Genomic DNA, 23,732 nt, shown 5'->3' with positions numbered 1-23,732 from the left:
TCCCATCCTTTCCTAAAGCACCGCCAGCGCAAAAATGCCTGCCAGTTCACCGATACAAATGGTATACCCCGCAATATCGCCGCTCATACCACCTAATTGTTTCCTCGCATAAAGACATGCGATAAAGCCGACAACAGCAATCACTGCGCTGCAAATCAGCATCTTAATCCATCCTGCGCCTAGAAGCACAGAAAGCCCCATTACAAGCCCTGTTTGCAGCAGCACGGAAAGCCGATACTTCCATCTGCCCGGAGCTTTGTAGTCTTCCACATACTGGCTGTGCCCAATAGGCTGATACACAAGCACCGCAAGTCCGCTAATCGCCCGGCTTACCACAGGTAAAGTCAAAAGATCTGCATAGCTAATTCTATAAATCGCCGTCGACATAGCTGCAAACCATGCAAGAAGCAGAAACGCTACCGTCACCACCGCAAAAGCACCGACTGTGGAATCCTTTAGAATCCTCTGCCGATCTTCTAACGGACGTCTGGACATAATTGCATCGTTGCAGTCCATAAAGCCGTCCATATGCATAAACCCGCATATGGCAAAAATATAAAACATCATAAGGAAGCTGATCAAAAGCGGTGATAATTCTATCCGCAGCATGATCCAAAACAGTCCCATCCAAAGTAAACCGATCACCATCCCGATGGATGGCAGAAATGCCAGCATCATGTTTTTTAACTGGCTGTCCCACCGTTTATATGGACAAGGAAGCGTAATAAAATTTCCCCATGCCATAAAAAAACCAATTATAAATTTCTTCATCTATCTTCCTCACAGTATTCGTATATATGCCCAAAAGCCACTTCGATGACTTTATCGCAGGTCTTTGCAAGGGTCCTGTCGATGAGCGCAAGGGCTTTTCTGTAGCTTTCGGTGTAGTGGTCGAACACTCTGCTGTCAGAGTAAATATAGTCTGATACGAACACTGTATTTCCCGTCTTTTCTGCAAAGCGCACCAGTTCTTTGCAAACCCGCTCGCCTGCACCAAGGTCAATAGTTCCATCCTGCCTGAACATCTCGTTGGAAAGCAGCGCCGTCACACTATCAAGAAGAAAGGCTCCACCTGCGTCCACTTCTCCATCTAAAGCTTTTTCAATCTGGATTCCCTGTTCAATGGTCTCAAAGCCCCATCCCTCCCGGTCACCGATGTGTCGGGTAATTCGCTCTCTATCTTCATCGTCGGTAGGAATCATGGTTGCCAGATAATACAAAGGAACTCCTTCCTCCTGAGACATTCTCTTTGCAATCCGCTGGGCATACATGGACTTCCCATTCTTGCAGCCGCCGCTGATAAATACATTCATTAGAATAAATTTTCCCTTCTAATTTCTTCTAAGTAATCGCCGTCAATAGACGCTTCTTCCAAGGTCTTCATGATATTCATGGACGCAATGGCAGTTTCGATAATTTTAAATGCAATCGGGCAGCCGCTTCCTTCTCCAAGACGCATGCCAAGATCAAACATCGGCGCAAGACCCAGTCGATCCATTGCAATCACATAACCGATTTCGTAGGATTTGTGGGAAGCAAACATATAATCCACCACCCTCGGATTCAGTTCCTTGGCAACACAAGCTGCAACAACAGAAATAAAACCGTCAATTACAACCGGAATCCTGTAAATACCTGCACCCAAAAATGCACCTACCATAGCACAGATATCGTAGCCTCCAACTTTTGCCAGCTTCTCTATAGGATCGCTCATGCACCAGCTGTTGACTGCATCGTCTACGATTTTCAGCTTCTTAGCAAGTCCCTCATCGTTAAGTCCGCCGCCTCTGCCGACTACGTCCTTTGCAGGTGCGCCGGTCAATGCGCTCAAAACTGCAGAACTGGTAGTCGTATTTCCGATACCCATTTCACCGACGCCCATAAGCTGTACGCCAGCTTTTTTTGCCGCCTCCGCTGCTTCAATCCCGATGAGAATAGCTCTTACCGCCTCCTCTCTGGTCATAGCGGCTTCCTTTGCCAGATTCCGCGTACCGTTTGCAATTCGTCTATTTACGATTTTGACAGGAATCTTTCCCTCTTCTGTCAGCATAGCATCCGTATAAAGTTCCTGCGGAATTTCCATGGCAACGCCCACATCTGTTACTAAAAGATCAATGCCATAATACTTTGCCATGGAGCTGACTCCGGTATATCTTCTGGTAAAATTGATAGTCTGGGACAAAGTAACAGACTGCGGTGCAGACGCGACGCCCTCTGCAACGACACCATTATCTGAAGACATGATGACAACACACTGCTTCGACACATCATTTCCTACAGCTTTTCCGGAAATCCCTGCAATTTTTATGGAGATATCCTCAAGCTTACCTAAACTTCCCGGCGGTTTTGCCAGGTAATCCTGCCGCTGTTTTGCTGCTGCCATTGCCCCTTCATCCAAGGTTTCTATTTTTCCAATTAGCTCAAATAATTTCTTTTCGTTGCTCATCTTTTGTAACCTTTCTTCTACATCTCTCTTTCATTCACAATAAATCTATTTTACCACAATTCCAAACGAGGGAAAAGCACGGATTTTTCATTGAAGCCTATAAACACATCAGCATATAGGACGGCAGATAAACTGTTTGGCCTTCTTTTCTGTAATTTCTATGTCGCTTCAGTCAGTTTTTGCGCCACTGTATTTTCAAAAAACATGCCTTCATTTGTACAAAATACAACTACCCCTTTGCTTTTTTGTATGAAAAAAAATGTTCTCCGCTTGTAATGTTTTCCTTTTTTTAATATAATTGAGATACGAAATAATTCTGATTAATAAAGAGGATTTAATTTTATGAGTAAAAAAATGCGCAGTAACATCTTACTGCTGATTACAGCAGTCATCTGGGGTTCCGCTTTTGTTGCCCAAAAAGCGGGCGCTTCATTGGAGCCTTTCACATACAACGGAATTCGTATGTTTATCGGCGGACTTGTGCTGATTCCCGTCATTTACGTGTTTAAAGCACTGAGCAAGGACAAAGAGGAAACACCTAAAACAGAAGCGGAGCTTGCCGCTGAGAGAAAAACCCTCATCGTCGGAGGTATCTCCTGCGGTGTCGTCCTATGTATCGCTTCTACCCTGCAGCAGTTCGGACTATATTTTGAAACTAGTGCCGGAAAGGCTGGATTCATCACATCCCTTTACATCGTCATCGTACCGGTACTGGGTTTATTCCTGCGACAAAAGGTAAAACCTATTGTCTGGGGCTGCATTGTCATGGGCGCATTCGGATTCTATCTGCTGACCATGGCAGGAAAAGGAGAAGGCTTTACCATTCATACCGGTGAACTGTTTGTTCTGATTTGTGCAGTCGCTTTCTCTTGTCACATTCTGGTAGTTGATCACTTTTCTCCAAAATGCGACGGTATCAAGCTTTCCTGCATCCAGTTCCTGACCGCCGGTATAATCGGAATCATATGTATGTTCATCTTTGAAACACCAATACTTGCAGATATTTTAGACTGTTGGCTGCCGATTCTGTACTGCGGCGTCATCTCCTCAGGTGTTGCCTATACTTGTCAGGTTTTAGGTCAAAAAGACGCAGAGCCTGCTGCGGCCTCTTTGATTCTAAGTCTGGAATCTGTATTCTCTGTGCTCTTCGGCGCACTGATTCTAGGCGAACGGCTCACACTGCTGGAGGGGCTGGGCTGCATTGTCATCTTCATTGCAGTTATAATACCACAGCTTCCATCCAAAGAAGAGCGCTTACAGGCAAAATAACAATAATAAGCACACACTTCCAAAAGTATAATAAGAAACGCGAAATTGGGTCAGTTCCACTGTGCCCCTTTTCGCGTTTTCTGAAGAAATCAACAACCAAAGCAAACGCGCAGGTCTTGCAAGACTGCGCGTTTTGTCGTATACTGAAAGTATCAAATTGGAAATACCAAAACTTAACAGAACAGGAAGTGATACCAATGATTAATCGAAAGGAAGCTTTGGAGCTTTTGAAAAAATATAACAAGGAGGAGTTTCACATCCATCACGGCATTACACTGGAATGTGTCATGCGCTACATGGCGAAAAAACAGGGGTTTGAAGAAGACGCTGAATTTTGGGCAGTCTGCGGGCTGCTTCACGATATCGACTTTGAGATGTGGCCGGAAGAGCACTGCAAGAAAGCACCGCAGCTGCTGCAGGAAGCCGGTGTTGACGAAGCGATTATCCATGCTGTTTGTTCCCACGGCTACGGTCTATGTTCTGACGTAGAACCGACCCACCTGATGGAAAAAATCCTATTTGCGGCAGACGAACTGACCGGACTCATCGGCGCTGCTGTTATTTTGCGCCCTTCCAAAAGCTGCAAGGATATGGATTTAAAATCTTTAAAGAAAAAATTTAAGGACAAGCGCTTTGCTGCAGGCTGTGACAGAGATGTCATCAGAACCGGCGCTGAACAGCTGGGCTGGGAACTGGAAACACTCATGGCTGAGGTCCTCGAAGCCATGCAGGCTTGCGAAGACGAAATCGCAGAATTGGAGAAATAAATCATGTTTTACGAAATGACCATTGCAGGCTGCAAGCGCCAGCTGCCTCTTTGCAAAATCAACGATGAACTTTATATCGGCGCATTCATCATGTTCAGTGATGTAGAAATTACTCGCGCCAGCGCCGCAGCGCTTCTGGAAAAAGCGCCGGAATTTGACGTAATCATTACTGCCGAATCCAAAGGCATTCCCCTTGCTTACGAAATGGCAAGACAAGCTGGCATCAACGATTATATCGTTGCCAGAAAGGGACCGAAACTCTATATGCAGAATGTCATCACCACAGAGGTGGACTCTATCACTACCGACCACATTCAGACACTGTGCCTGGGTCAGACGGAAATTGATAAAATGAAAGGCAAAAAAGTGCTTATCATCGACGACGTCATCAGTACCGGCGAATCTCTGCTTTCTATAGAAACCCTGCTGAAACAGGTCGGCTGCGAAATCGCAGGCAGAATGGCAGTCCTTGCAGAAGGCGAGGCTGCAGACCGAGACGATATTATTTTCCTGGAAAAACTTCCTCTTTTCAACGCAGATGGAACAGTAAAATAGCATACAAAAAGCTGCCAAGGGGAAACCCACAGGCAGCTTTTTTCACAATTTTAGAATCTCAACGACAGGCAAGTCAGACTTCCGTCAATCTTTCTAAATTCTCCGGTGTCCACCAGTACAATCGGGTATCCTAAATCCTCGATGATTTTCTGTGTCTTAGGATAGCCTTCCGGTACAAGTACTGTGCCATTGATGTTCATACTGTTGATTGCATAAAGCTCGTCTGTATCGACGACAAACCGGTTAAAATCCTTGAACGCAGGCATCTCATTCATAACAGGCGTAACCAGCATGTTGTTATTTTCAAGATAGATGACAAAGTCCTTCAAATGCAGCCCCTCTGTTACAGGAACAGTTGAAGAAGTGTAACCGAATTTCGTCACGATATCATTAAACTGCTTTGCGCCCTCTTTATTAGTACGGTCAGACAGACCAACATAGAAGTGATCCCCAACTCTCATGACATCGCCGCCTTCCATGGTTCCCGGTGCTTCGATGTAGAAAATCTGAGAATCGTCGTAAAACTTTTTGATTGCGTCGATAATCTCGTGCTTCTCACCATTTCTTGAATCCGTAGCCGGGTTGGTGATAACTGCACAGCGCTCCATTACTACAGCAGGGTCTTCCACAAAACAGGAATCTGGATATCTTTCGTCTGCTTCCAATTCTGTGACATCCAGTCCCAAACTCCGAAGGACTTCAACATATTTATCATGTTGCTTTATCGCTCTCTCATAATCCGGTGTGCCATCACAAAACTGTGCAGTGGAAATGCCGTCAATCAGCGCTTTACAGGGTTTTCTTGTAATTGCTCTCGTAAACATACTATTTCCTCCTTATTCTTGCGAGTTCCTCACTATAGATATAATATATCTCAAACCACCCGATTTTAAAAGCGCATATTTATCATATTTTTCATGATTTTTATAGATAGAAACTGCCTGCATTCTATTCTATTTATCTCCGTCTTCCTCTTTCTCCACCAGCTTACCATACACGACCATTCTGGCGTCTTCAAACTCATAAGTGCAGGTACTGAGCATCACAATCCGATCTTCTGCGCTTACCTCCACCTCATCAATATTGATCAGGCTGTTCTTCTTGATCTGTGCCAGATAGTTGGCTTTTTCCTCGTAGCTGTCAAACTGACATTTGTACATCGGGCTGTCCGCCGGTATACGAATCACACCGAAAATCTCAACATCATACTCGTGTTTCGGTGTAATCAGCTGCATCACCGGATGCTTGTCATAATATCGCTTGCTCTCATATTCTGTCAAAGAGTGGAACATGCTACCGTCTTTCATGCGGTGTCCATAAATTATCGTATTAAAGTCTCTGAAAGGCTTTTCCACGCGGTAATCGATAAACAGTGAGCCTTTTCCATTCCACTCTCCGTTTACCATGCGGTACAAATAGTAGCTGTTATCGTCGCCCTGCACTACCGGATAATTGATAACCGTACCTTCTGAATAAAGCCATGCTTTCACATCCTTGTTCTGCTTCCGCAATGCTTTGAAATTGATGTTCTCTATATCCTCCATATCTTCTATGCCAGCAAGAAGCTGCAGCTGTTCATAAGCTTTGGTTCCCTCGTGATACTCGCTTAAAATTCCCACGATTTTATAGATACAGACACCGATAATAATCAAAAGCACAAGGATGATAATTTTATATATAATTTTACCTTTCTTTTTCTCCTGCTTCTCCATAAATCTCATCTCCTTTGTCCTTATTGTATCATAAAATAATTTCCATTTCATTGTTTTGCGCATAATTTTTTCTCAGGGTCAAATATTAAATCCATGGAATTGATAGTATTTATTTTAGGCGGCGTTTTTTATGGTCTTACGGAAATTCTTTATCGTGGATACACGCATTGGTCCATGGTACTGACTGGCGGTGCCGTCGCCTTCACTTTTTATTTGCTGACACCGTTTCTCCTTCATACGAACATTTTCTTTGCCGCAGCGGTCGGCGCTCTCATCGTAACATTTTACGAATTTTCTATGGGCGTTGTCGTAAACCTGTGGCTGCAGTGGGATGTCTGGGATTACTCTGCACTGCCCGGCAATATTTTAGGACAGGTCTGCCCAAAATATACAGCCTACTGGTTTGTATTATGCCTTGCCTTCTTCGCATTGATAAAATATAATAAAGGTATATTTCTATACTGAAAATGCGACAGGAGATTTCATTATGCCAAGATATGATTACGGTAAGCTGCAAAACGGCAGTGATATAAGAGGAATTGCTTTAGAAGGCGTAGAAGGTGAACATGTGAACCTGGACACTGAAGCCGCAGGAAGAATCGCCAGAGGATTTTTATTCTGGCTGCACCATACCACTGGTAAAGAAGCAGCACAGCTGACGGTTTCTATCGGCAGAGATCCGAGACTTTCCGGCGAAGCTATAGTAAAAGCATTCTGCGATGCCCTCGCGCCATACGGCTGCAAAATTTTAGACGCAGGACTGGCTTCCACGCCCGCCATGTTTATGTCCACTATCTTTGAAGAGTATCAGTGTGACGGTGCAGTTATGGTAACCGCCAGCCATCTTCCCTGGAACCGCAACGGCATGAAGTTTTTCAGCAAAGAAGGCGGACTTAACAAAGGCGATATCGCTGACATTATTACCTTTGCAGAGTCCGACTCAGTACTTAATTCAATCAGACCCGGCGCGCCATCGGAAATAAAAGAAATTCCGCTGCTGGATACTTATGCTGCCCATCTGCGCAAACTGATTACAGACGGCGCTGCCGCCGGCGACACGCCGCTTTCCGGCATGAAGATTACCGTAGACGCGGGTAATGGCTCCGGCGGATTTTACGCGGAAAAGGTACTAGCGCCACTGGGAGCGGACGTTTCTTCCAGTCAGTTCCTTGAACCGGACGGACATTTTCCAAACCATGCACCGAATCCAGAGGACAAAAAAGCCATGGCGGCGATATGTCAGCAGGTTCGTACCTGCGGTGCCGATTTGGGGCTGATTTTTGATACGGATGTGGACCGTTCCTCTGCGGTCGATGAGCACGGCAACGAAATCAACCGAAACGGCATTGTTGCAATGGCTGCGGCTCTGATTGCAGATCAGTACCCGGGTACAACCGTTGTTACAGACAGCATTACCAGTAAGCAGCTGACTGCTTTCCTCGAAGATACGCTCGGTCTTTCTCATCTGCGGTTTAAGCGCGGCTACAAAAATGTGATTAACAAATCCATAGAACTCTGCGAATCCGGCGTAGACAGTCAGCTCGCCATCGAAACCAGCGGTCACGCAGCATACAAAGAAAATTATTTTCTCGACGACGGCGCTTACCTCGCCACAAAAATTGTCATCAAAGCAGCGCTGCTGTTTCGTGAGGGGCGCGGCATCTCCAGTCTAATTTCCGAGATGAAAATGCCAGCAGAATCCATCGAAGTTCGTTTTCCGATTCTGGCAGAGGACTTTGCCTCCTACGGTGACCAAATTCTAAAAGATTTGGAAATACTGGCAGGCTCCGGTCAAATCAAAGGCGCTTCGCTGGTAACACCAAACTACGAAGGGGTTCGCATCGACTTTGCCCAGCCGTCTTGCACTGGCTGGCTCCTTCTTCGCAAATCTCTGCACGATCCAATCATGCCACTGAATATCGAATCCGATGTGGAAGGTGGTACCGATGAAATCCGCAGAATGCTGAAGCCTCTGCTGGCAGGCTACGATAAACTGGATATCAGTAAGTTATAAAATTAGTCAATGCACGCTGTCGCAGTCTCATATTGCGGCAGCGGTTCTTTTCTCCGCAATTCCGCCCTTTGCGAAGTGCGGCAAAATCTGCGTTTCAATAATATGATTAATAAGAACACTGCTGACATTCTGATTGCTGTCGTCCATAGTTAGAATCAGATTTTTACCAATTGTATATCCGTTTTGCTGATAGATATTTAGTTTTTCTGCAGTCCTCTGACAGTACCCTAAATCCGAGAGCAATCCCAAATGCTCCCAAATTATTACATTCCCATCTGGAAGCAGAATTGTGAAATCCGGATAAATCACACTGCCTACGCCTTTCCGATAAACGAAAATCTCCTCATAATGAAACGGAATCCCATAGGCATAAAGGGCATTGGCGATCAGCTGCTCTGATTTAGAGCGTACCAACTCTCCATAATCCGTTTCGTGTTTGTGGCTCAGCGCATTGAAAGGCGCTTTTTTATAGGGCTGATTTAGCCGGGCTTCAAGAGTCTTCTTCTCTCGTAACTTGATGATTTCACAATAAGTTTCCGGGAGTTGCCGTAAAATATCATTAATATCTACTGCTTTATAATATCTTCGCAATTTGCGTAAAAACCGTAAGTTCGATTCACATCTCTGAGAAATTTTCTTTGCTAGCTGTTTTCAACTAACTGCAAAACAAAACCCTTATTGTCTGTAATGTTCTTTTGTACCTGCTTTTTATTCTCCCCTCGACCATCTTCTCGATTCCAATAATAGCTGGTAATAAACTTGCGTTTTCTCGCGGAGATATACCCCTTGGGTGCAGACTCTAATTTACTATTCCATTGTTTCAAAAGCTGCTCTTCTCTTCGAATTTCTTGCTCTATTAATTGAAAAAAATTTCCCATCCTTCTCCCCTTATTATTCTCAGTTTTTTCCATTTTTATTATAAAATAACATATTCCCTTGCGTTCTGTCAATATATTTTCCGTTTTTTGATATTATTAACAATAATTTCCTTAGCTCTCCAGATGGTGAATTGTTACGCACGCCACTTTTAAGTCGTTTCTTCTGTATTATAGCGTTGGTCTCTAATAAACTGCCACATTCCTGCATATTTTCTTTTAAACTTGCACGAAACACGAACTTAGACTACTTTAGGTCTCTTCTCTCCTGTGATTCTCCGCCATAACAACAATATCTTCTTTAAAAACATGGCAGGAGACTCCGATTTTCTGCCATCATCTCCATAAATGCCTATAAAACATGGCGTTTCTTTGGCGATAAACGCCATGCATTCGAAATCGAATTAAGAATATGGCACTTTCCAGGTAGTTAATGCCATATTCTCAAAATTCTATCAAGAATATGGCACGGCAGCGAAGGTGCAAAACCTTTGCAAAACAAAACCCCATGGTTTCCCATAGGGCAGTTCACGTTACTACTATTAATATTCTTTCGCTTCCTCTTCACCCTGCAGCATGCGCAGCGCACCGGCAGCGAGGGCTTCCATTTCACTTTCACCAGCCATGACGACAATTTCTCCGATATGTCCGCAGTAGTCCGCAATCATGCCAGTCAACTTAGAAGAGTGAGCAATTCCACCAGTTAAAATGATGAAGTCCACCTTTCCTTTCAACGTGCAGGACAGCCCTGCAATAGCTTTTCCGACTTGCAGCGCCATCGCTTCATAAACAAGTGCAGCGTAATCGTCACCGGCAGCAATTCTTCGCTCAACTTCCCTGCAATCCTTTGTTCCAAGGTAGGAATAAAGGCCTCCGCGGCCACTGATGAGCGCCTCTATATCTGCCTCCGTATGCTGCCCGTCAAAGCAAAGCTTTTTCATCAGCAGAAGCGGCACGCCTCCGGAACGCTCCGGCGCCATAGGTCCGTCATCATAGGAGGCGACATCGATTACCTTTCCGTCTTTCCAGGCATTCACTGTAATACCGCCTCCCATGTGGCAGACGATGAACTGCATTTTATGGTAATCACCGCCCAGTGATGTCGCATGTTTAATCGCCTGAGCCCTAGAGTTAAGCAGATGAGTGGCACCATACTTCTCCACCTCAGCGATACCTGTAATTTTCACAGTTTCCAAAAGATCGCATCCCATAGTCGAATCGTAAATATACGATGGGGTCTCCAGTGGCTCTGCAATAGCAAATGCAAGGAGTGCACCTAGACTAGAAGCGTGCTGTGGAATATCCGCACTTGCCATTCGCGCACAGAGTTTTTCGTTGACCTGATAGCCGCCGCCTGAAAGCTCATACACCATACCACCGCGACCAACTACTGCAGACAAATTCTTTAAATCATACCCTTCTCCCTGCAAAAACTCCAAAATCATATCCTTCCGATAATCCTTCTGCGCTGCCACGCAGGAAAAAGCATTAATTGCCTCATCATCATGGACGATGTTTTTTTCCAGCAACCGCTGCTGCCCTTCTCCCCTGTAAACAGCAATTTTCGTAGAGGTAGAGCCGGGATTAATTACCAAAATATCCTTTACTTCCATCCTTTATTCTCCTTCCTCCCGCAGCATTGCAATTTCTCTGCCATAGCCCGCAAGGTCAGACTGCGGCGTTTCCAAAATACACGGCAGTCCTAAAAGCTTCGGATGATTGACCACTTGCAAAATAGCAGCCCTGCCGATTTTTCCTTCCCCAATACAAGCATGTCGATCCTTGCGTGCTCCTACTTCATTCTGACTGTCATTAATATGCAATGCCTTTAGCTTACCCAGTCCGATGATCCGATTAAATTCCGCCAGCACTCCTTCCAAATCCGTAATAATATCATAGCCACCATCACTAATATGGCATGTATCCAAGCATACGCCTATTTTCTCTTCACACTTTACACAGTCAATAATCGCTGCCAGTTCTTCAAAACGACCGCCGATTTCGCTGCCCTTACCTGCCATAGTTTCCAGTAAAATCGTGGTAGACTGCTGCGGTGTAATAATATCATTGAGCAGGTCAGCAATCATTTTGATTCCTTTCTCTACGCCCTGTCCAACGTGACTGCCTGGATGAAAATTATAATAATTTCCCGGTAAATACTCCATTCTTTTCATATCCTCAGACATTACCATATGCGCAAACTCCCTGGTTTTCGCAGTCGCAGAACACGGATTCAGCGTATAAGGTGCATGTGCCACCAGCTTGCCGAAATTATGTTCCTCCATGATAGCAAGCAGATTTTCTGCATCTTTCGGATTGATCTCCTTCGCTTTTCCGCCTCTGGGATTTCTCGTAAAGAATGCAAATGTATTGGCGCCTATGCTGCAAGCGTCTTTTCCCATGGCTGCAAAACCCTTCGAACTGGAAAGGTGACAGCCGATATATTTTTCCTGATTCATCTTATTCATAAAGTCCATTATACTCGCCCAGGTTCTTCTTGTCAAAAGATTCACCGCAATATAAAGATATAGTCTTTATAGGATTCTCCCACTTAAAAATCCCGGCAAGACGCTTTCGCACGTGCCGGGATTTTGTTTTGCCTATTTGCAGGGATAGTACATCTCCTAAAAAATCAAATGTGCCAGCGGGCAGATAATCAGTAAACTGATGATTGTTCTCTCTAAGAACAGAATGAACAGCTCAACAATGTTTACAGGCAGCTTAGAGCCCAGAATCAGACCACCCACTTCGGATAAGTAAATCAGCTGTGTTACAGATACAGACGCTACGATAAACCTGGTCATCTCACTTGCAATACCTTCCGCAGCAATAATGGAAGGCGTAAACATATCTGTAAATCCGACAATCATTGTCTTGGACGCCTCTGCAGCTTCCGGAACCTGTAACAGTTCGAGAAGCGGCATAAACGGTTTTCCGCAAATCTCAAAGATTGGGGTATTGTTTGCAAGAACCAGCGCCAGTGTGCCGATTGCCATAACTGTAGGCAGTACGCCGAACCACATACCTACGGCGTTCTTCATGCCGTTTTCAAAGAACTGACCGATTCCTCTGAATTCACCAACCTTCTTCATAGCTAAAGCCATACCGTATTCGTGAGAAGTTTTGTACGGTGCTGGAAGTGTATCCGGCATAGCCTTTCCTTCTACAACGTACCTGTCCTTCTTCAGAGAAAGCGGCGGGATTCTCGGTACGATAATCGCACAAGCGATACCGACCAGACAAATCATCAGATAATAAAGACCGAAGTACTGCATCAAGCCTACCTGCTCAAGTACTACGATACTGAAAGTAATGGATACTGCAGAAAATGTCGTTGCTATAACAGACGCTTCTCTTTCCGAGTAATATCCACCTTCGTACTGGTTGCAGGTCAGCATAACGCCCAGAGTTCCGTCACCAATCCAGGAAGTAATACAGTCAACAGCAGCACGACCCGGAATCTTAAACAGCGGGCGCATGATCTTTGTCAGCAGGGCGCCTACGTATTCTAAAAGTCCAAAATCCAAAAGAAGTGGCAAAAGTAAAGCTGCAATCAAGAATATAATAACTAATACTGTCAGCAAATCGCCTAGTACAAATCCGCCTGCGCCACCATCAGTAATCATGCTGACAATATCGGATCCGCCTTCTGTACCCATGCCCAGATACGTCATCCAGATGAATACTGCACCGATGACTCTGACAATGGTCCATATCGGGCTTGTACAGAAGGTGTCTGCTAAAATTGCGTTTTCTGTCATAAATTTAGGTTTTGCTAGTCCAATTAAAGAACCAACTGCAGAAACCGTAACAATTGCAACGCAGAGTATCGGGAGAACCGAGCCAAGGGCTCCGCCGATTAAGTCTGCAATAATCTTTACTGTGACCGTCCAGTTTCCATCGTACTTTACCGGCACCATAAATAAAATAATACCGATGACCGATGGAACGACAAATCCAGCCACATTCTTACCGTTTTTCTTTTCCATAATAAAGTCTCCTATTCCTATTCCCTGTTAAGGCAACTATTGTTAGTATAACATGCCATTTCAAATAATTCAATATATTATGTATACATATTTTTGTGTATAAAAATTTACTTTTATCTCGACTATTACTAAAAAACAGGGTGCACATCAGCACACCCTGTTCATAACTTTTTCTATATGTTGGCACTCAGTTTTAGTAGTGCTTTTACATAAATCTCAGTAATTCGTTTATAATCCGCTACTCTATAATGCTCATTAGCCTCGTGCGCCAGTTCCTCTTGATCAGGAAAAACCGGTCCAAAGGCAATCGCATTAGGAATTGCTCTTGCATAAGTAGCGCCGCCCAGAGATATTGGCTGCGATACCATATCCCCCGTGCTTTCCTGATAAACTGACATGAGTTGTCTTACAATCGAACTGTTTTTATCAAAGTAAATCGGATTCATACAAACACCGAATTTCATAAAAGCGCCGCTTTCCTCACATACCATAGCAAGTGCCGCTTCTACCTCTTCAAACCTTTTTGTCACCGGATAACGGAGATTGATTATAACGTCCAGATTCAAAGCTGTTAATGTCAGAAGTCCCACATTTACTGTTAAGTTTCCGGAATCCTCATCGGTCCATGCCAGATTCATTCCCTCTCCGTTATAGGAAAGACCAAGGTAGCGATGGTAAAATTCCAATACATTCTGCTGTGCAAAAACATACTCTTCATCCGAAGTCAACCGGAATAAGAGTTCCATTAGATAAGAAATCGCATTAATTCCCTTTTCAGGAGTCATCGCATGTGCAGCTTTTCCTTCAAGTTTAATGGTCAGCTTACTCTCCGCTATAGCAACAGTAACCGGTACATGTAACTTTCTGCCCAACTGCTTCACTGCCTCAGCCAGTTTGCAGCAATCATATTTTTCATCTGTGCTGGTAATACTACAGCTCGCACTTGCTGCCACTACATTAGCTCTCTCGCCGCCGCTAAGTGATTCCAACTTCAGAAGAATCCGATTGTCAGATTCCTTATTGTTGCAGGTGACAGGCACAGTCATTGCTACATTAATCAGTCCTTTCTCACAAGATATCACAGGAAAATTTGCGTCTGGAACAATGGATATTTCTGGAATTTCCGGATTTTCTTTTAGATATTTATCAATACTAAGCCAATTTTCTTCTTCATCTGTTCCGATAATCATCCTAATTCTAGTATTATCCGGCAGCAGTTGATTTCGTTGTATGTAATCCATAGCATATAAGCAGCACATCATCGGGCCTTTATCATCTATGGAACCTCTTCCATATAGTTCACCATCTGCCACAACCGCAGAAAAAGGCTCCGTATTCCAGCCTGTGCCAGCGTCTACCACATCTGCGTGACATAAAATTCCAATCAGATGTTCCCCGCTGCCCATGGTAATTTCGCCCACATAGTTATCTACGTTGTTTGTCTGAAAGCCCAGTGCCGCCCCACACTCCAAAATGTGTTCCAGACATTTTGTCACAGACCTTCCGAAGGGATTCCCCTGCCCATCATCTTCCTGCGCAATACTGGGAATTGCAATACTATCACAGATATCCCGCAAAAGTTCTGCTTCTTTTTCCTCATAATATTCATCAAAGAGCTGCGCCATGGTATTCCTCTTTTCTCAAACCCTTACATAATGCATAGTAAACAATGCCTGACAGCAAAATGCTCTGCACCAGCACAAGACCGCTTGTCACAAAGATATTCAGTACAAAACCTGCTGCCCATGCGGTAACGCCAAGCCAGTCAAAGCTTTCTCTCGGAGACCATTTTTCGGGATTTGCTTTTCTTAGAATCCAGTAGTCAACCAGCATCACGCCGCCCATCGGTGAAAATGCTGCGCCCAGCCATGTGATAAATGCCTCGAACTGACTCATCACTCCTATCACCGCCAGAATTGTTCCAATGAGCCCCGAAATCAGCGTTACCATTGCACGTTTATCATCTTTCAGACCCAGAATATTTACAATATTAATTCCTGCCAGATAAGCATTCGTAGTGTTAGTGGTCCATGCCGCTAAAATCAGAACAATCATCCCCAATACAGGAAGTCCTACATTGCAAAGCACCCGACTGATATCGTACTCACCGGCAACCTTTGCCATCACAATGCCGATAACCAGCATCAGAATGCCTGCCGGAAGAACGCCCCAAAGAGTTGCCTTTACCGTATTGCCTCTGCCCTTCTGATAACGAGTAATATCCGCAGCAGTTACAATCTGCATCGTTAAAAATCCCGTCGTAAGGGTAATTCCTTCAATCAGAGACATGGTCGTCTCGACATGAGTATTGATATTTTCTGTACCGTGTGTGCGCAGTGCCATAATACAGCCCGCAAGACAAACAATCAGCAGCGCTGGCACCGCCAAGGTATTGAGTTTTCCCATTGCACTGATTCCCTATACTGCCGTTGTCAGCATGATTACACCCCAAATCAGAATGGAAACAGAAACAGGTACCTCAATGCCGAAAGAATTTGCCATAAGATTTGAAAATGCACTGCCGCACACAGCATTATTAACGCCGAACCAACCTAACAGAGAGATTGTAAACAAAAGGGAAATCAGATACTTTGATCCTGCTTTGCCAAAACAGGACTGCAATACAACGCAGGAAGGCAAGCCTAAATCACTGCCCTGTATAGAAGTGAAACATGCGAAAAGCATAACTAGTCCATACCCGATACATCCGGCAAGGAGCGCCTGTCCAAGCGGCATTGCCAAAGCAAGCAGGCCTCCAATCAGCAGACTGGGAACACAAATCATAACACCTGCATGAATAAACGCAACCTCCACCCATCCCTTCTTTTCTTCTTCTGAAACCTGATTCAAAGTAGTGGTTTCCACATTACTCTTTTTTTCTTTCATTACTGTCCTCATTTCTTAAATACAATAAGTGAATTATTCCAGCTCAATTTCGTATCTATTTTTTGCCGGGATTGCTTTGAAGAACTCATTTTCATACAAAAGATAGAATATACAATCCCAATACGCAAACAAAATACAAACGAAATTGAATTTTCTAACATTTTACTCTAAAGTATACTCTACTGCACTATAAAATTTACAGTCTAAAATCTAAAATATTGAAAAAATATTAGTGACCTTCTTGCATCACTTTCGTATAATCCAATTTGAAGAACTCATTCAATTCTAGGAGGTTTCAAAATGTTTGATTATGAAATGCAAAAAGCTGCGGACACTTTAATCCGCGATATCTTTAAGGTTCAGCCGGGAGAAACTGTCGTACTAACCTGTGATTCTCTCTCCTGCATGAAAATCGTTGACGCAGTTGCTTCAAGTGCTCATGCAGCAGGAGCTCTCCCAATGGTAATTAAGTTTCCAGCACCAGACGGCGTTGGTCAGGCTGCAGATCCCAAGCTTCCAATTGAGCCGCTGACGGGCGCTGTTTCAAACTGCGACGTCTGGATTGAGTTTAACCAGAAATGGCTCTTATATTCCACTCCATATCAGAGAGCAATCTCAACCAATAAAAAATTGAGATATATGTGCCTTGTGGAATTTACAGAAGATGTAATGATTAGAACCATGAGCGATATCGACACCGCAAAGCTGACTGAATTTATGAACCGCGTAACTGAATTGAACCGTGCTGCAAAGGTCATCCGTATGACGACTCCAAGCGGAACTGATGTCACTTTTGAAACAGACGACCGCCATGTGGTCAGTGTAGATGCCGGCGATGCTTCAAAGAGCGGCGTATATATGATGATGGGACAACTCAATGTAGTGCCTAGATATGGCTCAGTTAACGGAACTATCGTTTTCGACGGCACCGTAACGCCGCCGTTTGGCAGAACCCCTGACCAGCCAATCAAACTGACTGTAAAAGACAGCGTCATCGTTAATATTGAAGGCGGCACTGACGCAAAAGCCTATGAGAAGTGGCTAAAAGATTTTAATGACCCTGGTATGCTGAAAATGGCTCATGTCGCTTATGGATTTAATCCGGGTGCAAAACTTTCCGGCAATGTCGTAGAGGATGAACGCGTATGGGGCTGTACAGAATGGGGTATCGGCTATGTCAGCCCGACTGTCGGAGGTCCTGAAGGTCAGGCTGCTGTTTCTCACACCGATGGCATTTGTCTGAATACCTCCGTATGGCTTGATGGCGTACAGCTGATGGATGAAGGTAAGATGGCAGATCCTGAATTAGAGGCTATCTATCCTCGTTAATTTATGATATTACTATAAACAAAAGATAGCTTCTATTTTCCCCCATGGAAGCTATCTTTTTTATTACGATTCTGCTATAATGTTGTCAGGAGGTAGCACTATGTTATGTACAGTACAGACGCTTCTAAATCAGCCCCTTTTTGAAGATGCTCAGATTCTGGCGGGAGAAGCCTATCTCGATAACATCATTAACAGGGTTTCCGTGTTTGACTGTCCCGTCAGAGGCAGTGCCATCGACAAAAATATCATCGAACATGGGGATTTATTTCTTTCCAGTCTGGATCAATTTATAGACAGTCCTGAGATTCTTTTAGAATTTATCTGTACACTGATTGACTGTAAGTGCAGCGCCCTCATCGTTCTCGACATTAACGCTTCGCTGATTACAGAGAAAATCATGTCTCACTGCAATCGCGGCGGACTGCCGATTATCATGGTTGACCGGGATATTCCCTATGCCAAAATCATGGATACGATTAACAAGTTAATTGTACAAAGATACTACCACGCCTTAAACGGCAGCAAAATCAATATGCTGAAGCGGGCAAAGCTAAGTGATATAGAAAAGCTCCGTATTTTAGAAAGTATCAATCCTAAATTTGAGCAGTTCATAGGCGTAATCAGTACAAAAGGTACCATTCGCTCCTCTGTCACCGAAAACGAACTGACTGCATCTTTTATGAAAGATTCTTTGAGCGCCTATATCGTGTGCGACGATTATCATTATTTTATTTTTAGCCACAGCCAAAAGTCCCGTTTAAAGAAAAATATAGAAGTTTTCTCAAATACACTGAAGTCTTATTTTTCCGACCATACTACAGGCGTCAGTATGCTCCACCCAAATACAGAAATTGATCTTTGCCTTAATGAATGTGAGCAGGCAATGAACACTGCAATATTTTTACATGAAAACCAAGTCACCTATGACGAAACCTCTTTGCTGCAGCTCCTCATGAAATTAAAAGATGCCCCTGAGCTTTATCGCTATTATGACAGCATGGTTTCCGCAATCAACACTTATAAGTCAGAAAACAACTCAACACTTTTTGATACCCTAAGAACGTATGTCCGCTGTCAGGGCTCTTATCAAGCAGCTGCCGAGGCTATGGGTCAAAAGGAGACCACTATCCGCTACAGAATCGGCAGACTTCGCCAAATTCTGAATTTAGAAGATGATATCGTACAGTTTCACACCTGTGCGTCCGTTCTTGTCATGATAGAACAGATTATGTGCAAGGGGTAAATCTCCATTGCACTTTCTCCCACACCGTGCTATGCTACTCTTACATTTCCCTTTTCGACATCATCAAGACCCCTTCACTACTTTGTCTTGGGAACGAATTCAATTTTTAAAACCATGTCCATTCCATCTGCCAATCTTTTTAAAAGATTTACTGATGGGTTTCTCGTGCCATTCTCTAGCTTACTGATATCTGCCTGATTAATCCCTGTGCGTTCAGCGAGTTCCTTTTGTGTCAGATTCTGTGATGTTCTAGCATTTACAATTGCTCTAATTACATCCAGTTCCGGCTGCATTGCTTCATATTCCTTTGCAAAATCAGCATCTTGCATTCTCTGCTCCTTAAAAGAATTTAATGTTTTCATTTTCTATCCATCCTCTCTATAAAAGCTTGCCTTCTTTGCTTTGCCAACTTGATTTCCTTGTCTGGCGTCTTTTATGTCTTTTTAATAAAACCATTCGTCAAGATTATTCTCTCCTCAAAATAGAAAAAATGCAAAACTCTGGCAGCATTACTTCCAACTTTGCATCGCAATTCAGAAATGCCTTCTGATAAATGTTTGCTATACGGTTCTCTAAGCGAATTTCCGTTTTCCTGAAGAATTTCCAATAAGCCTACAATCTTTGCCTGCATTTTTGCATCTAAGCTTAGAATGAAATTCTCAACAGGGCAATCCCCATTTTCTTTTTCAAAAAATTGAACTTGAAACATTTAATTCTACTCCTTTTATTCCATTATATGTTATATATGCCATATTGTCAACTCCATCTATCTCAAGCATCACTACTGTTCCCCCTGCTAAAACCGGTCGCAAAGAGAACTCACTCCCTTCTGAGGGTGGTGTCGTTAACGTCTCTGTTTTGCGTCATGTGAAACATTTCGATTATACTTTACTTCGCAACGCCCTCTGTACCGCTTTGCTCAACGAGTTGATTTTTATTTTCTCTTCGTTTTACCTCATTGTTCTCACAAACGCAATTTACTATAAAGTAAAAAAATAGGCGGGAACGCCTTATTACGTCCCCACCCGTTTATTTTTACTTATTTCACATTATAGATAAACTCTGCCCGGCGCTTGGAACCGTCCAAGTGTCTTGACATGGCCGTCTTGCCCTCTTCTACGTCTCTGTTCTTGATTGCAGTAAGAATCGCCCGATGTTCTTCCAGAATCTCGTCTAAATAGTCAGGCTCATAGTAAAGCGCCTTTCTCGTCTGGTCGATGTACTCTTTATAAGAGCGCAGCACCTGCGCCATAAAACGGCTGCCGGTGGCATTATAGATGATGTCGTGAAACCCAGTGTTGATTTCCAGCACCTTCTTTTCATCCTGGCGCACCGTATAAAACTCCATCAGGTCACATTGATCCTGCAGATTCTGAATCTGTTCTTCTGTGATTCTGCTTACTGCCCATTCCACGCACAGAATTTCCAGTGCCTTACGCACCGCGTAAATATCCTCGATATCCTGCTTGGTAAAACCCTTCGCAAAACATCCTCTATTTGGAATGTAATCAATGAGCCCTTCATTTTCTAACTGCTTGAACGCTTCTCTGATTGGCGTTCTGCTGACCTTCAGCTCTGACGCAATCTGTGTTTCCTTGATCTTTTCTCCGATTTTATACTCCCCTTTGAGGATTCTATCCCGGATGATATCTGCGATTTCATCAGTCAGTGAAAATACGTTAGAATAGTTATTGCCGCCGGTCATTTGGTTCTCCTTGTTCTCGAAAAATACTCTGCCCTTTAGTTATAACACTACAGAATATGATTTTCAAGTACTTGTGTGTGGAAATCGAAATCTTTTATCTGCAAATAATATTCCGCAGAATCCACCAGCGCTTTCATCGGGCAAAGTCCGATGATTTCTGTACCGGTAACAACTACGCCGTATCTGGCTGCTTCGGATTTTACCATTTCGGTGACTCTATAAAGCGGTGTCTGCTCATAATTGGTCATGTTGATGGAAACCTGAGCATATTTCTTGCCAGTCACTTCATCTTCGATTTCAAAGCCCATGGCTTTGACGCATTTCAGACCGCCGTCCTTTTCTCTGATAACGTTTGCAATGTTCTTCGCAACCTGCACATCGTCTGTGTTCAGATTCAAATTGTATGCAACCAGCGGCGGTCTTGCTCCTACTGCCATAACCCCTGCTGTCGGGTGAACTTTTCTTTCGCCGAAATCAGGTTCCCAATCAGGCTCCTGCACTTTTTCTGCCATGCCTTCAAACTGACCCTTTCTGATTTTTACGAGATTCTGTCTTTCAGGTCTTTGTGCGGAGTACTCATAGAGGAAAACTGGCACGCCTGCTTCATCAGCGATTCTTTTGCCGACTACCTTGGAAAGTTCTACGCAATCCTCTGTGGTGCAGTCCTTGATGGCAAGGAAAGGCATGACATCTACTGCGCCCATTCTAGGGTGCTCCCCTTCGTGTTTTGTCAGGTCGATGAGTTCAGCCGCTTTCTTAACCAACTTCACACTGGCTTCTTCCACGCCTTTTGCATCACCGATATAGGTGATAACGGTTCTGTTGTGGCTCTCGTCGGAGCTGTAGTTAAGCAGGGTACAGCCCGGTGTGGTTCTAATCTGATCCACACATGCCTCTATTACATCAGTTCTTCTTCCTTCACTGATATTTGGAATACTTTCAATAATCTGTGCCATTGTTCCTCTTTCTCCTTCTATCATCTAAAAATTACAGTGCTGCAGCCACTTCGTTATACAGACCGCTAGCAATTTTATCCGCCTCATCGAACATTTTCTGTCCTTCCTGTGCGTAATACGCTGCCTTTGCCTCGTCCTTTACGCCCGGCAGATTGATTTTTACATTGAGCCATGCGCCCTTGATGCAAGCCGTCAGGTTCAAAATGGCTACGCCCAGGTCGCTTGCTGCGTTAGGATTGGACTTTCCAATCATGGTCCTTGCTGTCATCAAACCCTCATAGCCCAACTGCATGGTGCGGAAAGGCACCTCCGTTGCCACCAGAGTTCCGTCCGCAATTGCCTGTTTTCTTGCCGCCTTTTCCTCATCAGTTTCCTTCGGCATTTTAAAGGCTGCGGAAACAAGATTGAACGCCTCGGTGTCCTTATCTACCGCCGCAGTCAATTCTTCGTAAAGGGCTGCGCCCTTTTCCTTTGCTGCTTTGCACACCTCCTGCCAGTCTGCGTACTTTTCCTTACCGATAGTAAGATCCGCCACCATCATGAACAAAGCCGCGCCCTGCGCACCTGCCAATGCACTGACAGAACCGCCGCCCGGCGCCGGTGCATCTGATTTCAAAACGTCCAAATATTCTTTTACCTGCATATCGATTAATTTCATGCTACTACCATTCCTTTCTTGATTACCTGCAATGCCAGATTAGAGCCAAATCTATAGCAAAGCATATCCATGTCAGGGGCGTCCCAGATTACCAGATCGCCCTGTTTGCCACACTCCAGCGTCCCTACTAGCTCACCTTTTCCAATAGCGCAAGCCGGATTGATGGTCACTGCAGTCAGCACTTCTTCCGGCAGCATGCGGTATTTGATACATGCCAGATTCATGACAAACTGCAGATTCAGCGACGGGCAGGATCCCGGATTAAAATCGGAGGCTGTCGCCACAGGTATGCCCATCTCAATCATTTTCCGCGCCGGCGCAAAATTTGCCCCTAAATAGAAGGAAGTTGCCGGCAGACACATAGCGGTCACACCGCCTTTTGCCAGAGACGCAAGACCCGCTTCATCGATGGCAATTAAATGCTCGCAGCTGGCTGCTCCCATTTCGCCTGCCAATACGCTGCCGCCGATTGCCTCAATTTCATCAGCATGGATTTTCAGCCCAAAACCCAGCTTCCTTGCCTTTTCCAGGTAGGTTTTGCTCTGCTCATAGTTAAATACCGAATCCTCGGTGAAGATATCCGCATAGTCAGCCAGCTGGTTTTCTTTTACATAAGGCAGCAGGTCCGTACAGAGCATATCAATAAATTGATCTGCGCCATTCTCCCGGTCCTTGTATTCTTCAGGAATGGCATGGGCTCCCATGAAAGTGCTCACAATATCCATCGGGTGATCCTCATTGAGCTTTTTCAGCACTTCCAGCATTTTCACTTCAGTATCAAAGTCCAGACCATAGCCGCTCTTTGCTTCGCAGGTGGTAACACCCAGCCCCATCATTTCATCGAGAAAACCTTCGGTTTTGTCGTAAAGTTCCTCAAAGCTTGCAGCCCTGGTCTTTCTCACGGTATCCAGAATGCCGCCGCCTGCTCTCAGAATATCCAGATATCCCGCGCCTTTCAGCTTCATGGGTATTTCATGCTGCCTGTAGCCGCCGAATACCATATGGGTATGCCCTTCCACCAGCCCTGGCGTCACCAGCCTGCCCTCTGCGTCGATGACTGTATCAGCTGTTTCTGCTCCTTTTGGCAGCACGCCGCCCTCGGTAATCTCACTGATAATTCCGTCCTCGATGAGAATAGCGGCGTCCTTCAGCTTTAGGTTCTCACCTTGCACTTTGCCGCCGTGACTGAAACTGCCAACAGGGGTCTGCAGCAATCCGATATTTTTTACAAGTACTGTTGCCATTTGGTGATTCTCCTCGTCTCTCTTTGTGTTTACTGACAAAATCTATGAATGGATCAATGTTTTGTCAGCATTTTCAGCTCAAAC

The 23,732-nt window shown here is 44.4% G+C and carries 24 protein-coding genes and 1 pseudogene; 7 read left to right on the top strand and 18 right to left on the bottom strand.

The window, feature by feature from the left end; genetic code table 11:
* Nucleotides 1-12: 12 nt before the first annotated feature.
* From NFR88_RS05840 to cobT, 3 genes are read right to left on the bottom strand one after another with little or no spacing between them, the layout of a single operon-like run.
* A complete protein-coding gene (locus NFR88_RS05840) occupies nucleotides 13-771 on the bottom strand; it encodes an adenosylcobinamide-GDP ribazoletransferase (RefSeq protein WP_251614168.1) in 759 nt (252 codons plus the stop codon).
* Nucleotides 768-1,313, bottom strand: a complete 546-nt coding sequence (locus tag NFR88_RS05835) for a bifunctional adenosylcobinamide kinase/adenosylcobinamide-phosphate guanylyltransferase (protein WP_251614166.1) — start codon at nucleotides 1,311-1,313, stop codon at nucleotides 768-770. The genes NFR88_RS05840 and NFR88_RS05835 overlap by 4 nt, the downstream gene beginning before the upstream one ends.
* The gene (gene cobT / locus NFR88_RS05830; RefSeq protein ID WP_161909421.1) at nucleotides 1,313-2,446 is read right to left on the bottom strand and encodes a nicotinate-nucleotide--dimethylbenzimidazole phosphoribosyltransferase; all 1,134 of its coding nucleotides are present in this window, start codon (nucleotides 2,444-2,446) and stop codon (nucleotides 1,313-1,315) included. The genes NFR88_RS05835 and cobT overlap by 1 nt, the downstream gene beginning before the upstream one ends.
* A gap of 342 nt (nucleotides 2,447-2,788) precedes the next feature.
* Here cobT and NFR88_RS05825 point away from each other — a divergent pair, with 342 nt between their 5' ends.
* The 3 genes from NFR88_RS05825 to NFR88_RS05815 all read left to right on the top strand — a co-directional run bounded on the left by NFR88_RS05825 (nucleotide 2,789) and on the right by NFR88_RS05815 (nucleotide 5,037).
* Nucleotides 2,789-3,715: a DMT family transporter gene (locus tag NFR88_RS05825; RefSeq protein ID WP_161909420.1), complete on the top strand. Its 927-nt coding sequence runs from the start codon at nucleotides 2,789-2,791 to the stop codon at nucleotides 3,713-3,715.
* 197 nt (nucleotides 3,716-3,912) lie between these two features.
* Nucleotides 3,913-4,482, top strand: coding sequence for an HDIG domain-containing metalloprotein (locus NFR88_RS05820; RefSeq protein WP_371874445.1), 570 nt, complete (start codon nucleotides 3,913-3,915; stop codon nucleotides 4,480-4,482).
* 3 nt (nucleotides 4,483-4,485) lie between these two features.
* The gene (locus NFR88_RS05815; protein WP_160201595.1) at nucleotides 4,486-5,037 is read left to right on the top strand and encodes a phosphoribosyltransferase family protein; all 552 of its coding nucleotides are present in this window, start codon (nucleotides 4,486-4,488) and stop codon (nucleotides 5,035-5,037) included.
* Between the two features lie 50 nt (nucleotides 5,038-5,087).
* Here the strand turns inward: NFR88_RS05815 and NFR88_RS05810 are convergent, their stop codons facing one another.
* The gene (locus NFR88_RS05810) at nucleotides 5,088-5,861 is read right to left on the bottom strand and encodes a dimethylarginine dimethylaminohydrolase family protein (RefSeq protein WP_161909419.1); all 774 of its coding nucleotides are present in this window, start codon (nucleotides 5,859-5,861) and stop codon (nucleotides 5,088-5,090) included.
* A 129-nt stretch (nucleotides 5,862-5,990) separates the two neighbouring features.
* Entirely contained in the window at nucleotides 5,991-6,749 is a 759-nt protein-coding gene (gene srtB / locus NFR88_RS05805) for a class B sortase (protein ID WP_161909418.1), read from the bottom strand.
* 93 nt (nucleotides 6,750-6,842) lie between these two features.
* On the opposite strand from srtB, the gene NFR88_RS05800 reads away from it, so the two are divergent.
* Both NFR88_RS05800 and NFR88_RS05795 read left to right on the top strand, forming a co-directional pair.
* Nucleotides 6,843-7,214 (top strand): putative ABC transporter permease, encoded by a 372-nt coding sequence (locus NFR88_RS05800; RefSeq protein WP_161909417.1) that lies wholly within the window; start codon nucleotides 6,843-6,845, stop codon nucleotides 7,212-7,214.
* A gap of 22 nt (nucleotides 7,215-7,236) precedes the next feature.
* Nucleotides 7,237-8,763, top strand: coding sequence for a phosphohexomutase domain-containing protein (locus NFR88_RS05795; RefSeq protein ID WP_251614162.1), 1,527 nt, complete (start codon nucleotides 7,237-7,239; stop codon nucleotides 8,761-8,763).
* Between the two features lie 27 nt (nucleotides 8,764-8,790).
* Here the strand turns inward: NFR88_RS05795 and NFR88_RS05790 are convergent, their stop codons facing one another.
* The 7 genes and pseudogenes from NFR88_RS05790 to NFR88_RS05760 form a co-directional block, all read right to left on the bottom strand.
* Nucleotides 8,791-9,354 carry a hypothetical protein gene (locus NFR88_RS05790; RefSeq protein ID WP_251614160.1) on the bottom strand — a complete coding sequence of 188 codons (564 nt, stop codon included), beginning with the start codon at nucleotides 9,352-9,354 and terminating at the stop codon, nucleotides 8,791-8,793.
* Between the two features lie 50 nt (nucleotides 9,355-9,404).
* Complete coding sequence (locus tag NFR88_RS05785; protein WP_251614158.1) at nucleotides 9,405-9,713, bottom strand: hypothetical protein; 309 nt, start codon at nucleotides 9,711-9,713, stop codon at nucleotides 9,405-9,407.
* 467 nt (nucleotides 9,714-10,180) lie between these two features.
* A complete protein-coding gene (buk, locus tag NFR88_RS05780; protein WP_161908839.1) occupies nucleotides 10,181-11,251 on the bottom strand; it encodes a butyrate kinase in 1,071 nt (356 codons plus the stop codon).
* Between the two features lie 3 nt (nucleotides 11,252-11,254).
* A complete protein-coding gene (locus tag NFR88_RS05775; RefSeq protein ID WP_251614156.1) occupies nucleotides 11,255-12,106 on the bottom strand; it encodes a deoxyribonuclease IV in 852 nt (283 codons plus the stop codon).
* Nucleotides 12,107-12,262: 156 nt separating this feature from the next.
* Entirely contained in the window at nucleotides 12,263-13,627 is a 1,365-nt protein-coding gene (locus NFR88_RS05770) for a YjiH family protein (RefSeq protein WP_160201077.1), read from the bottom strand.
* Nucleotides 13,628-13,800: 173 nt separating this feature from the next.
* Nucleotides 13,801-15,252 (bottom strand): dipeptidase PepV, encoded by a 1,452-nt coding sequence (pepV, locus tag NFR88_RS05765; RefSeq protein WP_251614153.1) that lies wholly within the window; start codon nucleotides 15,250-15,252, stop codon nucleotides 13,801-13,803.
* A pseudogene (locus NFR88_RS05760) lies at nucleotides 15,236-16,513 on the bottom strand (cytosine permease). Before NFR88_RS05760 ends, pepV begins: the two are co-directional and overlap by 17 nt.
* A 300-nt stretch (nucleotides 16,514-16,813) precedes the next feature.
* Between NFR88_RS05760 and NFR88_RS05755 the strand changes: the two are divergent.
* Entirely contained in the window at nucleotides 16,814-17,842 is a 1,029-nt protein-coding gene (locus tag NFR88_RS05755) for a 2,5-dihydroxypyridine 5,6-dioxygenase NicX family protein (RefSeq protein WP_251614150.1), read from the top strand.
* A 100-nt stretch (nucleotides 17,843-17,942) separates the two neighbouring features.
* On the top strand, nucleotides 17,943-19,085 hold the full coding sequence (locus NFR88_RS05750; RefSeq protein ID WP_251614148.1) for a PucR family transcriptional regulator: 1,143 nt from the start codon (nucleotides 17,943-17,945) through the stop codon (nucleotides 19,083-19,085).
* Nucleotides 19,086-19,162: 77 nt separating this feature from the next.
* On the opposite strand, the gene NFR88_RS05745 is transcribed toward NFR88_RS05750, so the two are convergent.
* The 6 genes from NFR88_RS05745 to hutI all read right to left on the bottom strand — a co-directional run bounded on the left by NFR88_RS05745 (nucleotide 19,163) and on the right by hutI (nucleotide 23,648).
* Nucleotides 19,163-19,447 carry a helix-turn-helix domain-containing protein gene (locus NFR88_RS05745; RefSeq protein ID WP_160201072.1) on the bottom strand — a complete coding sequence of 95 codons (285 nt, stop codon included), beginning with the start codon at nucleotides 19,445-19,447 and terminating at the stop codon, nucleotides 19,163-19,165.
* A gap of 71 nt (nucleotides 19,448-19,518) precedes the next feature.
* The gene (locus NFR88_RS05740) at nucleotides 19,519-19,794 is read right to left on the bottom strand and encodes a type II toxin-antitoxin system RelE/ParE family toxin (protein WP_307726233.1); all 276 of its coding nucleotides are present in this window, start codon (nucleotides 19,792-19,794) and stop codon (nucleotides 19,519-19,521) included.
* A gap of 330 nt (nucleotides 19,795-20,124) precedes the next feature.
* On the bottom strand, nucleotides 20,125-20,790 hold the full coding sequence (locus NFR88_RS05735) for a GntR family transcriptional regulator (RefSeq protein WP_161908837.1): 666 nt from the start codon (nucleotides 20,788-20,790) through the stop codon (nucleotides 20,125-20,127).
* Nucleotides 20,791-20,837: 47 nt separating this feature from the next.
* A complete protein-coding gene (ftcD, locus tag NFR88_RS05730; protein ID WP_251614146.1) occupies nucleotides 20,838-21,770 on the bottom strand; it encodes a glutamate formimidoyltransferase in 933 nt (310 codons plus the stop codon).
* Between the two features lie 7 nt (nucleotides 21,771-21,777).
* Nucleotides 21,778-22,404 (bottom strand): cyclodeaminase/cyclohydrolase family protein, encoded by a 627-nt coding sequence (locus tag NFR88_RS05725; RefSeq protein ID WP_251614144.1) that lies wholly within the window; start codon nucleotides 22,402-22,404, stop codon nucleotides 21,778-21,780.
* On the bottom strand, nucleotides 22,401-23,648 hold the full coding sequence (hutI, locus tag NFR88_RS05720) for an imidazolonepropionase (protein ID WP_161908834.1): 1,248 nt from the start codon (nucleotides 23,646-23,648) through the stop codon (nucleotides 22,401-22,403). Before hutI ends, NFR88_RS05725 begins: the two co-directional genes overlap by 4 nt.
* Nucleotides 23,649-23,732 lie beyond the last annotated feature (84 nt).

This window comes from Senimuribacter intestinalis (assembly GCF_943192965.1).
In the GTDB taxonomy this organism is placed as follows: Bacteria; Bacillota; Clostridia; order Peptostreptococcales; family Anaerovoracaceae; genus Senimuribacter; species Senimuribacter intestinalis.
The sequence above is the reverse complement of the archived record's forward strand: the minus strand, read 5'-3'. Positions and strand labels throughout refer to the sequence as shown.